The organism is Mucilaginibacter pallidiroseus (genome assembly GCF_007846085.1).
In the GTDB taxonomy this organism is placed as follows: domain Bacteria; phylum Bacteroidota; class Bacteroidia; order Sphingobacteriales; family Sphingobacteriaceae; genus Mucilaginibacter; species Mucilaginibacter pallidiroseus.
The window spans coordinates 38,072-50,810 of the sequence record NZ_VOEJ01000003.1 but is presented as its reverse complement, the minus strand read 5'-3'; the positions used below and the strand labels follow the sequence as shown (position 1 = coordinate 50,810).

At 45.3% G+C, this 12,739-nt stretch carries 7 protein-coding genes; 6 read left to right on the top strand and 1 reads right to left on the bottom strand.

All coding sequences use genetic code 11. The features are described 5' to 3' along the window. The first annotated feature begins 41 nt into the window (after positions 1–41). The 6 genes from FPZ43_RS07070 to FPZ43_RS07045 are packed head-to-tail and all read left to right on the top strand — an operon-like array spanning position 42 to position 10,897. Positions 42–3,191 carry a SusC/RagA family TonB-linked outer membrane protein gene (locus tag FPZ43_RS07070; RefSeq protein WP_146381175.1) on the top strand — a complete coding sequence of 1,050 codons (3,150 nt, stop codon included), beginning with the start codon at positions 42–44 and terminating at the stop codon, positions 3,189–3,191. 27 nt (positions 3,192–3,218) lie between these two features. Next, on the top strand, positions 3,219–4,850 hold the full coding sequence (locus FPZ43_RS07065) for a RagB/SusD family nutrient uptake outer membrane protein (protein WP_146381174.1): 1,632 nt from the start codon (positions 3,219–3,221) through the stop codon (positions 4,848–4,850). A 21-nt stretch (positions 4,851–4,871) separates the two neighbouring features. Further along, positions 4,872–5,990: a SusE domain-containing protein gene (locus FPZ43_RS07060; RefSeq protein ID WP_146381173.1), complete on the top strand. Its 1,119-nt coding sequence runs from the start codon at positions 4,872–4,874 to the stop codon at positions 5,988–5,990. Between the two features lie 58 nt (positions 5,991–6,048). Further along, positions 6,049–7,272 carry a glycoside hydrolase family 76 protein gene (locus FPZ43_RS07055; RefSeq protein WP_146381172.1) on the top strand — a complete coding sequence of 408 codons (1,224 nt, stop codon included), beginning with the start codon at positions 6,049–6,051 and terminating at the stop codon, positions 7,270–7,272. A gap of 41 nt (positions 7,273–7,313) precedes the next feature. Then, complete coding sequence (locus tag FPZ43_RS07050; protein WP_146381171.1) at positions 7,314–9,680, top strand: GH92 family glycosyl hydrolase; 2,367 nt, start codon at positions 7,314–7,316, stop codon at positions 9,678–9,680. 17 nt (positions 9,681–9,697) lie between these two features. Beyond that, on the top strand, positions 9,698–10,897 hold the full coding sequence (locus FPZ43_RS07045) for a glycoside hydrolase family 76 protein (RefSeq protein WP_146381170.1): 1,200 nt from the start codon (positions 9,698–9,700) through the stop codon (positions 10,895–10,897). Between the two features lie 105 nt (positions 10,898–11,002). Here the strand turns inward: FPZ43_RS07045 and FPZ43_RS07040 are convergent, their stop codons facing one another. Next, positions 11,003–12,733, bottom strand: coding sequence for a RagB/SusD family nutrient uptake outer membrane protein (locus FPZ43_RS07040; protein WP_146381169.1), 1,731 nt, complete (start codon positions 12,731–12,733; stop codon positions 11,003–11,005). Positions 12,734–12,739 lie beyond the last annotated feature (6 nt).

Below are 12,739 nucleotides of genomic sequence, written 5' to 3'. Positions count from 1 at the left end.
AACAATAAAACCAATACATATAAACCAACAAAACCGTAGTTATGAGATTAAAACTATTACACAAACTAAGAAAACTAAAGTGGCTCTACAGCAGATCGCTGGTAGCTGGCATGCTTGGCGTAGCTGTATTTAATACTGCTGCACATGCAACAGTTACTGGTAACCGCCTGTACATTAAAAACGCTTTAGACATCAGCATTAGCGGTAGGGTACTTGATGAAAACAATCAGCCATTACCAGGCGTAAACGTGAGCATTGCAGGTACCACAATTGGTACTATTACCGACGTTAACGGCCGCTACAAATTAAATGTGCCCGATGCTTACACCGGCCGCAGTTTAACGTTCTCGTTCATTGGCTATGCAAAACAGGAAATTCCTGTTGCCGGCAAAACCGAGATCAACGTAAGCCTTAAAGCCAACAACACCAGCCTAAGCGAAGTTGTGGTAGTAGGTTACGGCACGCAAAAACGTATAAACGTTACGGGTGCTGTAGGTACAATCAGTTCAAAAAACATTGAGAACAAACCTGTACTAAACACTTACCAGGCTTTACAGGGCGAGTCGCCAAACTTAATTATCCAGCAATCTAACCTAAACCCGGGTAGCGACGTTACCGTTAACATTCGTGGTGTAGGTACACTGGGCGACAATACGCCGCTTGTGGTTATTGATGGTATAGTAGGTGGTAACTTAAACACTATTAACCCTAATGATATTGCAAGCGTTTCTGTACTAAAAGATGCCGGTTCGGCAGCTATTTACGGTTCGCGTGCGGCAAACGGCGTTATTTTGGTTACTACTAAAGGTGGCAGGTTTAATGCCAAGCCGACGGTTAACTACAACGGCAGCTACGGCATACAAGATGCAAAAGTGTTGGTGCACAAAGTTGACGCATGGGATAATGCTTACTACAAAAATCAATCGCTAGTAAATTCGGGCCTGCCTGCAGCTTATTCTCCGGATCAGATCCAGGCGTTGAAAGATGCCGGTAACGGTACCTGGGATATCGAGCACCTGCTTAAAACAGCTCCTTTGCAATCACATAACCTGAGCATTACAGGTGGTGGCGAAACCAACTCTTATTACATTTCTGCAGGTTACCAAAACCAGGGCAGCAACTTAATTGGTAATGGTGGCTCGGGTGCAGATTTCGGTTATCAGAAATATAACCTGAGGTTAAACCAAACATCGGTAATAGGTAAGTTCAGAACTAACGTTATTTTAAACTACACCAAAACACGCAACAAAACAAACAGCGTTGGCGACAATAACATTTTTGCCGATGCCAACCGCGTGCCGCATAACTACAACTGGAAAGATGCTGATGGCAACTACCTTACCAATCCTGTTGCATCGCAATACAACGAGTACGGCGTGCTTGAAAAAGGTGGCTTTAACCAAGCAGATAACGACGAGATATTTGGTGCATTTAACGGCCAGCTTAGCGTAACCAAAGATTTAAAATTGGTTGGCGAGTTTGGCGGTACCATACAAAATAACGGTACCTTTTTCCGCCGTACGCAGGTAAATTATTTGCCGGCAGGTGTTTACGGTAACGACCTTACCGTATTAGATGGTAACAGCAAATCGTTCCTGACAAATACAAAGCTTTCTGCAGAATATAACAAAAAGATCAACGATCACACCTTTAAGGTACAAATAGGCGGGTCGAGCGAAACCTACAATCAGCGTGGTTTCCAGTTGCAGAAGACGTTAACAGACCCGTTGTTGGGTACGCCCACTACAGGTACTATTGTTGACACCCAAAACTCCAACAACAGTATAGCTGTTAACTCTACCAGCTTGTTATCATTGTTCGGTCGTGTAAATTATTCATACAAAGACAGGTACCTGTTGGAAGCTTTGTTCCGCCAGGATGCATCGTCAAAATTTGCAGCAGGTAACAGGGGCAGCTTCTTCCCGTCAGTAAGTGCAGGTTGGATCGTTACCCAGGAATCATTTATGGAGTCTTTGCGTAACTCTTTGAGCACGTTAAAGCTAAGAGCATCATACGGTGTTGTGGGTAACCAAAACGTAGGTAATTACCAGTATCAAACTACTTACTTTAACTATGCCAATGCTTATGGCTTTGGTAACAACATAGTAGGTGGTGCAGGTACCAATATTGCTAATCGCGATATTACATGGGAAAAGGCTGCAAAACTAAATGTTGGTTTAGATGCCGGTTTATTTGGCGACAAATTGGTTGCTACTTTAGATTACTTCCGCGAAACAAGAAGCGATATCCTTGCAGCGCGCGCCGATGTACCTTTGATTTTTGGCGCAGGCTCGCCAGATTATAACGTAGCAAAAGTGCGTAACACCGGTTGGGAAGTTTCATTAACATACAACCTACGCGGCGAAAACCTGAGCCAAAGCTTTAGTGTAAACGTTGCTGATAACCAAAATAAACTATTAAAGCTTACCGGCGACGCAACAGAAAACATTTATAACCAGGATGTATTTCAGTTGATAAGAAGAGTTGGCCAGCCAATTACGCAATACTACGGTTACGAAACCAATGGTTTTTTCCAGAACCAGCAGGATATTGATAGCTCACCAAAATTCGCCAATAGCGGCGTACAGCCGGGCGACCTTAAATTTAAAGACCGCAACGGCGATGGTATCTTAGATGAGAAAGATAAAACCATTTTAGGTAATCCTTTCCCACGCTACACATTTGGTTTTACCTACCGTGCATCATACAAAGGGTTTGATTTATCGCTCTTCGTACAGGGTGTTGGCAAGCGTGACGCGTTTTTACGCGGTGAGTTGGTTGAGCCTTTCCACTATGGTTATGGTGCTACTGTTTATGATCATCAAAGTGATATCTGGTCGCCAACCAATCCGGATGCCCGTTACCCAATATTGGCTAACATCGGTTCGCCGTCAAATACCAACAACTGGCGCACCGGGTCTGACCTTTACAAGTACAATGCTGCCTACATACGCCTTAAAAACGTAAACATTGGTTACAGCTTCAGTAAAGCAGTAACTCAAAAACTGGGTATCCAAAGGTTAAGATTATCGCTTATCGGCCAAAACTTAGCAACATTAAGCAAACTGAAATTTATCGATCCGGAAACTACCGAGTTTGGCAACAACCTTAACCCGGGTTCGGCATCAAACAGCGCAAGGCAATACCCGCTGCCGGTATTTTATGGAGCAGGCCTCGACATAACATTCTAATAAACAGATCATCTTAAAAATAATAAAATGAAATTTATAAAAAAGCTTTTAATCGTATCTGTTGCGGTTGTAGCGGCATCGGGTTGTAAAAAACTTGATATTGCACCAACAGACCGGTTCTCTGATCTTACCTTTTGGCAGGTAGACGCAAACGTTTACAATGCCCTATACAATAACTACAGCTTAATTTACAACAGCGGTTTGTACTTTGATGCCGAAGCGATATCCGATAATGCTTACTCACCATCGGGCGACCTTAACATTATTGCCAGCGGTAATGCAAATTCGCAAACAGGCAAATTTGGCGGCGACTGGAGCAACTATTACTCGGCCATTAAATCGTGCAACATCTTCTTGGCTAACATTGACAAAAACACGACGTTGCCAGCTGAAGTAAAAGCTCGCCTTGTTGCCGAAACCCGTTTTATACGTGCGTTTGAACACTTCAATTTAGCCAAATGGTATGGCGACGTACCACTTGTTGACCGCGATTTGTCGCCTGAAGACGCACAAGTTATTGCACGTTCACCAAAGGCCGATGTAATAAAATTTGTTGTGAGCGAACTGGAAGCTATTGCTGCCGTATTGCCTTCCAAAGATGCTATCCCTGCTTCAGAGAATGGGCGTATTACCAAAGGTGCTGCATTGGCGCTTGAGGCGAGGGTACTCCTTTACCAGGGCGACCGTATGGCCGATGTGGCAACGATTTGCGAAAAACTGATGAACGACCAGGGTGCTAATGGCAGCTATGGTTTGGAAACAAGCTACAGCGCATTGTTCAGCGATCCTAACGTTAATAAAAACACCAAAGAAAGCATCCTGTCATTGCAATATGTACCAACCTTGCGCACATGGCAAAACTTCTGGGATTTTGCACCACGCACCGTAGGTGGCCGCGTAAGCAATATGGCACCAACTCAGGAGCTTGTTGATGATTACATTATGCTTAACGGTAAAGGCATCAGGGAGTCGGGCTCAGGTTATAACGAGGCTAACCCTTATGTAAACCGCGACCCGCGTTTAACTGCAACTATAGTGTATGACCGATATACCTGGGTTAATGCAAATAACTCAACCAAAACTATCTATATCAGGCCAGGTTCAGACCCTGTTCAGCCGGGTTTGGATGAGTACAGTGCAGGCTCGCAGGCAGCATCTGCAACAGCATATTACTGGAGAAAGTATTATGACCCAAGTGCACTGGCAAATTTTGTATCAGGCAATAACCTGCATCTGATACGCTATGCCGAAGTGTTATTGGATTACGCGGAAGCTAAACAAAGCCTTGGCCAGATGGATGCAACCGTTTGGGCTAAAACCATTGGCGCACTGCGTTCACGTGCCGGTTTCAACGAAGCAGGTGCTTTAAACTACCCGGGTAACGGCGATATGACAAACATTATCCGTCGTGAGCGCCGCGTGGAACTTGCTATGGAAGGCCTGCGTGTAGATGACATCAGGAGATGGAGAATAGCCGAGGTAACCATGAACGGATTTATCCACGGTGCCAAGTTCTCTACAGATCAGAACACAGATAATGGTTACATCAGGGTGCAGCAACGCAAGTTTAATCCGTCAAGAGATTACCTGTGGGCTATACCTGCTCGTGATGTTGATTTGAATAAAAACCTGACTCAAAACCCGGGCTACACCAATTAAACCATAATAACCATTAAAAATATGAGAAAGATAATGAAGCTGACAGGTGTAATGCTGCTGGCTGCAATTGCAGCAGTATCCTGCAAAAAAGATGAGCACCCGTTAGACCTTAACCTTACGCCTGTAGGCACTTTGGCTACGCCTAACGATAACGTAGCTGTAAAGCTTGAGCCTACAACCAATGCCAATGTGCTGTTTAAATGGGATGCAGCAACCACGGCAGATGGTGGCTTGATACTTTATGAAGTAGCCTTTGACAAAGAGGGCGGCGACTTTAGCAAACCTGTTTACAAAGTATTGTCAGACGGGGCCGGTACGCAAACCCAGGTGACCATATCACACAAGGATCTTAACAAAATTGGTAATGCAGCTGGGATTGCGGCATCAAGCACCGGTAAATTAAAATGGACCGTAATTGCTTCTAAGGGTACCAATGCCAAAACGTCTACAACATCGCACGCCATGCAGTTGGAGCGCCCGGCCGGTTTCGCAGAAAACCCTGCCGAGCTTTACTTAACAGGCTCTGCTACCGAGGGCGGTACCGACCTGAGCAAGGCTATCAAGTTAAAGAAAACCGAAGAAGGTGTTTTTGAAATTTACACCGCTTTAAAAACCGGCGATTATATCCTTACCGATAAAAATACCGAAGGTGGTAAAAAATACTACATCGACAACGGTATAATTAAAGAAGGTACTGCACCAACTACGGTAAGCGGTAGCGAGAAACCATATCGTTTAAACTTCGACTTTACATCAGCTACCGCAAAATCTGTTGAGATCCGTTCAATTGGTTTGTACATGTCTGCTTATGGTACCGAGATAGGTACGCTAAGCTACATTGGTAATGGGGTATTTGAGGCACCAAAAGTGGCGGTTGAGTTTTACCAGTTTTCATGGGGACGTGATGAGCGTTACAAGTTCATCATCCACACTGTGGCGGGTAACGAGTATGTGGGCAGCGTTAATCAAAATAACGATCAGCCTGCAGGTAAGCCTGCATCATACTTTTACCTGGTGCCGGTGGTAAACTCGCAATGGGATAACACTTACAAGTTTGACCCATCTGCCGACAGGAAAAATGTGAAGGTTGATGTAATGTTACAGCCTAATGCTTATACACATAAAGTAACTGTTTTATAAAACAGTTGTACAGGCACCCGCGGCTTTTGCTGCGGGTACTATTTAAATAATCATCATCATGAAAAAAGCAATATTTGGGTTAATGGCTGCTGCAATGGTAATTACAGCGTCGTGCAGTAAAGATAACGGCGTTACGCCCGGCGGCGGTGGCAGCGGTGGCACAACGCCTCCTGTAGTACCACCGGTAAACGCCAAAAGCTACCTTGAACTGGCTAAAGAAACCCGCAGCTTTGTTACAAGTAACCTTTTAACATCGAGCTTTAGCTACAGGGCTAACACCACAACCCTGTCAAACTCGTGTTTTGAATGGTATAACGTAAGCCAGATATACGCGGATGCTGCTTTGGCAGCAGCCGGTGATGCATCTGTTTTACCGTACATGAACAACACGTTTAAATTTATGGAAGGCTTTTGGGACAAAGCCGACCCACGTGGTGGTTACTTTGCATCTGTAAACCTGAACGGCACGGGTGCCGGGGGCGATAAATATATAGATGATAACGGCTTAACAGGTATGGTTTACCTGGAAGCGTATGAGATTACTACAGGTGCAGATAAAGCCGCATATTTGGCGAAAGCCAGGGCTTGCGCCGATTGGTTGATAAACAGCGGCATGTGGGATGGCACATACGGCGGCGGCTTTTGGTGGAATACTGCTAAACCCGATAAGCCAACACAATCCAACGGAGTTGCCATGCAATTATTTGCTAAGCTGTATATCATAACCGGCGAAACCATTTACCGTGACTGGGCTGTTAAAACTAATGATTGGTTACGCGCGGTAATGTATGACTCGGCAAGCGGCTTGTACATCTGGAAAATTGACGGCCCCGGTGCAGGCACAAAGCATTATGAAAAATTCACATACGATAATGCCGTAATGCTAGAAGCAGATATCCTTTTAGGAAAAGCTATGAATGATGCATCATACCTGGCCAAGGCGCAGGCAATTGGCAACGCCATGAATGCAGTATTATGGAACGCGCAATACAAAGGCTATATATTTAATACCGACCCAACCCAGACACGTATTAACCCTGCATGGTGCGGTTGGGGATCGCAGGGCATGATAAGGCTTTATGAGCAGGATAAGGATGAAAAATGGCTTACCTATGCACGCAATAATATTGATGCGCTGAATAAGGCAACCCGTAACGCCGACTCACATGCTTATTACTTTTTTGCCGCCTTTAATGGTTCAAACCGTGCACCCGAAATTGAGGGTGTTGACCAGGCCTGGATGCAGCGCGTACAGGCTATGATGGCCAAATACGAAAAATAAATTAACCGGCGGCCGCATGGCCGCCGTTATATAACATCTACATGAAAATTAATTTAAGTTTAAGCGCTGTAGTACTGGCTGCCACGCTGGCCGGCTGCAGTGTTAAACGCGGGCAGGTTTCAAAATATGTCGACCCTAATATTGGCACGGCACATAGTCGTTGGTTTTTTTATACGCCGGCTGCAGTGCCTTACGGTATGGCTAAGCTTGCACCGTCAACAAACGGGCACTTTGGCAACGCATCGGGCTGGGAAGCCGTTGGTTATGATACCCGCCAAAACTCGATAGAAGGCTTTGTGCATTTCCACGAATGGCAGGTGGGGGGCGTAAGCTACATGCCCACCAACGGTCCGTTAAAAGTTATTCCGGGCGAATTGGAAGGCCCGAATAATGGCTACCGCTCAAAATTCGACAGGAAGAACCAGGTTGCACAACCAGGTTACTACAAGGTTTTGCTTGATGATTACGGTATTACGGCCGAGCTTACGGCAACTAAGCGCGTGGGCTTTCAGCGTTATACGTTCCCGGCAAATGCATCGTCGCATATTATTCTTGATATCGGCAATAAACAAGGCGAAAGTAGCGATGTAACCGATGCATCAATAAAGATGATTGATGATACGCACTTTGAAGGCTTTGTAAGTACCTATCCAAAATACGTGAACATTTATGATCCGCAGGGTAAAGTTAACATGTATTTCTACGGTGAGCTGAGTAAAAAACCCGCAAATGTTGATGCTTTTAACGCTGGCAATGTAAAACAAAACATGAGCCAGGCAACAGGCAAAGGAGCCGGCCTGGTACTAAATTATCAAACAACAAATAACGAGGTAGTAGAAGTTAAAACAGGCTTGTCGTATACATCAACAGCCAATGCAAAGGCAAACTATATGGCCGAGGCTACCGGCTTATCTTTTGATGAGGCCAAAGCCAATGCGCAACAGGTTTGGGAACAGCAGCTGGCTAAAATATCTGTAGAAGGCACTAATGAACAAGATAAAACCAAGTTTTACACAGGGCTTTTCCACGCGCTTTTGGGCAGGGGTATTGCAAGCGATGTAAATGGCGATTACCCTAAGCATGGCGGGCAAACAGGCCGGCTGCCTTCGCAAACGGATAGCAAGCTAAAGGCAGAATTTATTAACACAGATGCCATTTGGGGTGGGTTTTGGAACTTAACCCAGCTATGGGCACTATCGTACCCGGAATGGTACGGCAGTTTTGTGAATACGCAATTACAAATTTATAAAGACAAAGGCTGGTTTAGCGATGGCGTTGCCAATAGCGAATACGTATCTGGGGTGGGTACCAACTTTGTGGGCCTCTCAATTGCCGGTGCATACAATACGGGCATCCGCAATTATGATATCGACTTGGCTTACCAGGCTGTTAAAGCAAACGAGCTTAATTATAAAAACAGGCCGGTAGGTGCAGGTAAGTTAGATACAAAAGCATTTGTTGATTACGGCTATGTGCCATTTTTTGACCAAACAGGCCGCGACTTTGTAACCGACTCGACAGGCTCAAACTTTGCTGGTTCGCACACTTTGGAGTATAGCTACAGCGCATTTGCAGCTGCGCAAATGGCAAAAGCAATGGGCAAAACGGCCGATTATCAGCAGTTGATAAAACTGTCAAACGGATGGCGCTACATCTTCAACCCGAAGAATAAACTGATGCAGCCAAAGCGTGCCAACGGCAGCTTTATAGATAAGTTTGACCCATACCAGCCATGGCGCGGTTTTCAGGAAGGTAATGCTATTCAATACACTTTCTACGTGCCACAAAACCCGGCAGGTTTAGTAAATGCTATTGGGCGAGATAATTTTAACAAAAGGCTCGACAGTATTTTCACTGTGTCAGAAAAGCTTGGCTTTGGTGGCGGTAAAACTATCGACGCTTTTGCCGGCATCAACTCTATTTACAATCATGGTAACCAACCCAACCTGCACATTAGCTGGATGTTCAACTTTTCGGGTAAGCCTTGGCTTACACAAAAATGGACAAGGCTGATAGGGCGCGACTTTTACGGTACCGATCCTATTCATGGATATGGATATGGGCAGGACGAGGACCAGGGGCAGCTTGGCTCGTGGTATGTCATAAACGCATTGGGCTTGTTTGATGTTAAAGGATTTACCGATTTAAGACCAATTATTCAGCTGGGAAGCCCTTTGTTTGATAAGGCAACTATTACGCTTGGCGATGGTAAAACATTAACCATCGAAACTAGAAACAACGGCGGTGAGAATATCTATGTACAATCGGCAACTTTTAAAGGCCAACCGCTAAACAACTGCTGGCTTTACCGCGATGAGTTGATGAAAGGCGGCAAGCTATCGTTTACAATGGGCAATAAGCCAAATACCAATTGGGGTACAAAAGTGCCTCCGCCATCGGCCCAATAAGCATTTATATAAAAGCTATGAAGTTATTTAAAACGGAAACTATTTCGGCATTTGTGCTGGCTGCCGTGTTTGCAGCAACAACAAATGCAAATGCCCAAAAAGTTCAGTCGACCGAATACTTAAAACGTGCCGAAACTATGTACAGCAGCATCTGGAAAAATTACCGGGTGCCGGCATACAAAGGTTTGTTCTCAGAAAATTTTCCATCCAACAAAAAGGATAGCCTTACCTATATGCAGGGCGGCAACGTTGGCGAAAAACCTGTAAGTTTTTTGTGGCCCTTTTCAGGTATGTTTTCGGCAACCAATGTGTTGATGAAGGTGCCTGCTTTAAAAGGCAAATACAAAAAGTTTCAGGATAGCCTGGTAACGGGCGTTGAACAGTATAGGGATGAGGTACGTAAACCGGCAGGCTACCAGGCATACCCCGTAAAGCTAGAAAAATCTGACCGCTATTACGATGACAACGGCTTGGTTGGTATCGATTACATGGAATCATATTTCAATACCAAAAACCCGCTTTACCTGCTGCGCTCAAAGGAGGTTTTTAAGTTTATTGAAAGCGGCTGGAACGAAGATATGGGCGGCGGCGTAATGTGGTTAGAGGGCCATAACGATCAAAAACCTGCCTGTACAAACGGCATGGCTACGCTTACAGCGCTTAAAATTTATGAGGGCAGTAAAGACGTTTACTACTTAAACCAGGGTAAAAAGTTTTACAACTGGATGTACACAACCCTGCGCGATTCGACAGGTGTTATTGCTAACGACGTAAAGCCAGGCGGTAAACTAAACCGCACTTTTTGGACGTATAACACAGGCTCGCTTATAGAGGCCGCCGTATTGCTGTACAAGTTTACCAACGATAAACAATACCTGCAGCAGGCACAGCAATTGGCTGCCGATAGCTACAAACACTTTAGCAGCGTAGCGCATGATAAAAATTTGACACTGCACATTGATTTACCTTGGTTTGTAACCGTACTATTTAGAGGTTACGAGGCTTTATATAAAGTAGATGGCAACTACAAATACCTTGCAGCTATTGAAAAAGACCTGAACTACGCGTGGCAAAATACCCGCGATAAATATGGTTACACCACCCATAGCTGGACTACCAAGCCTGATGAAATAAGTAAGCCTAAATGGCTCTTAGATGAGGCTTGTATTGCCGAGCTGTATGCGCGCCTTAGCTTAATTAATAAGCCGGGCAATTAAATTTGAGTTTCCTTTTAGCACGATAATTAGAGTGATTTGGTAACAATTTGTACAAAAAAAGAAGCGGCGTTCAAATAGAACGCCGCTCTTGTTTTATGGTTATTATTAATAACCCGGGTTTTGCTTTAGCTGCGGGTTAACGTTTAAAATGTCCCTGCCTATAGGGAAAATCTCGGTGTGGCTATCGCCATCAGGTTTTTTATCCCACCAGGTGCCGGTATTAAAAACGCCCCAGCGTATAAGATCCGTTCTGCGGCGGTTCTCGCCAATAAATTCACGTCCCCACTCATCAAGCATTTCCTGATCTGTTAGCTGGCTGCCATCGGTTCTGTACAAACTTGCAGATCCGTCAGGGTAGTTGCGCCTGCGTACCTGGTTTAGTGTTGATGCTGCGCCGGCTTTGTCGCCTTTGCGGTATTGGCACTCGGCAAGGGTGTAGTAAATTTCAGATAAGCGCACCTCTGCATAGGCTGATGTGATGCGATTAGCATCGGGAGTTGGATAAATTGGGTACTTAATCAGGAACACGCCCGAGTTATGATCTGCATGATTCATGTTCGATTCCTTGTCTGCAATTCTTGTTCCCGGCTTCGCACCCAGGAACTGGCCAACCTGGTCACGTATAAACAGCGCGTATGGGCCCTTGTTGCCCCTAACGGTATCTGCACGCGGCTGGCCATTAACGGTGCGTGTAAATGGCAGATAACCATATAAGAACATACCCTCGCGCTGGCTATTGCCAAGGTTACGATACTTTTTCAATCTCAGATCGTCGGGGTATCGCTGAAATTTCACAAACGGTTTACCTAATTGGTGCGTGTATTCTACGCTGTCAACATCACGGCCGGGCTGTAATGCAAAGCGTGGGTTTGCCTGGCCAAAATCTGTAAAGCCCATGTAAAGCGGTGCGGCATCATAAGTCATCCCATTGAAAAACATACCGCCATCATACTGCCAGTGCGTACGCGCAAGCGTTCCCGGGAAACCGTATATCACCTCAGAGTTTAATGACGTGTTGGTATAGTCAAACGGTGCGTCCCAGCGCGTGTCAAGTGCGTAGCCACCATATTTACCGCTGATGATATCACGACAAACAGCTTCGGCCTCGGTAAATTTTTCAACGCCGGTGTAAACCTTGGCATTTAAATAAAGCCTTGCCAGCAATGCTGCCGCACCGGCTTTTGTCCAGCGGCCTATACCTTTAGCGCCTAACTGGTCGCGCGTTGGCAATCCTGGTATGGCATCGGTAAGCTCTTTCTCTATAAATGCGAAGGTCTCTTGCGGTGTAGATTGTGGTTTACCTTGCGTGGAGTTCTTTACATCGGTAATAATCTCAATATTGCGGTAAAAATCAAGCGCTCTTAGGTAAAACCATGCCCTTAAGGTCCGCAGCTCCGATTTAAAATCAGCCAGCTCTTCCGGCGTAACATTTAGTTTGGCAGGATCCTGTATGCTTTCCATATCCTGCAGCGAGTTTGTAGATAGCACAATACCCTGGTACAGATTGGTCCATACGCCGCTGGTAAATCCATCCTGCGGTGTCCAGGTATGGTAGTGCATACGTTGGTAGTATCCGCCGTCCTGCCAGTCGCCCTGGCGGTTATAGGTACCAAACTCATCTGTGCAATCTTCGCCGGCTGCATAATAATCATTGCCTTGTATGCTCCAGTAGCCATGTTCAAATGGGCGTAAAAAATCCCTTATCACATCATCGCGGCGGGTAAGGAAACCCGATGCATCCACCTGGTCGTACACCTTCTCATCAAGCTTGGTGCAGCTGCCTGCAAGTGTTGCAGTAAAGAATAAGGTGCTTATATATAGTTTATATCTTTTCATGTTTTA

What these genes read in the sequence shown, in the direction of transcription:
- FPZ43_RS07040 (WP_146381169.1), bottom strand. Translation starts at nt 12,733, where the DNA reads ATGAAAAGATATAAACTATATATAAGCACCTTATTCTTTACTGCAACA.
- FPZ43_RS07060 (WP_146381173.1), top strand. Translation starts at nt 4,872, where the DNA reads ATGAGAAAGATAATGAAGCTGACAGGTGTAATGCTGCTGGCTGCAATT.
- FPZ43_RS07070 (WP_146381175.1), top strand. Translation starts at nt 42, where the DNA reads ATGAGATTAAAACTATTACACAAACTAAGAAAACTAAAGTGGCTCTAC.
- FPZ43_RS07050 (WP_146381171.1), top strand. Translation starts at nt 7,314, where the DNA reads ATGAAAATTAATTTAAGTTTAAGCGCTGTAGTACTGGCTGCCACGCTG.
- FPZ43_RS07055 (WP_146381172.1), top strand. Translation starts at nt 6,049, where the DNA reads ATGAAAAAAGCAATATTTGGGTTAATGGCTGCTGCAATGGTAATTACA.
- FPZ43_RS07065 (WP_146381174.1), top strand. Translation starts at nt 3,219, where the DNA reads ATGAAATTTATAAAAAAGCTTTTAATCGTATCTGTTGCGGTTGTAGCG.
- FPZ43_RS07045 (WP_146381170.1), top strand. Translation starts at nt 9,698, where the DNA reads ATGAAGTTATTTAAAACGGAAACTATTTCGGCATTTGTGCTGGCTGCC.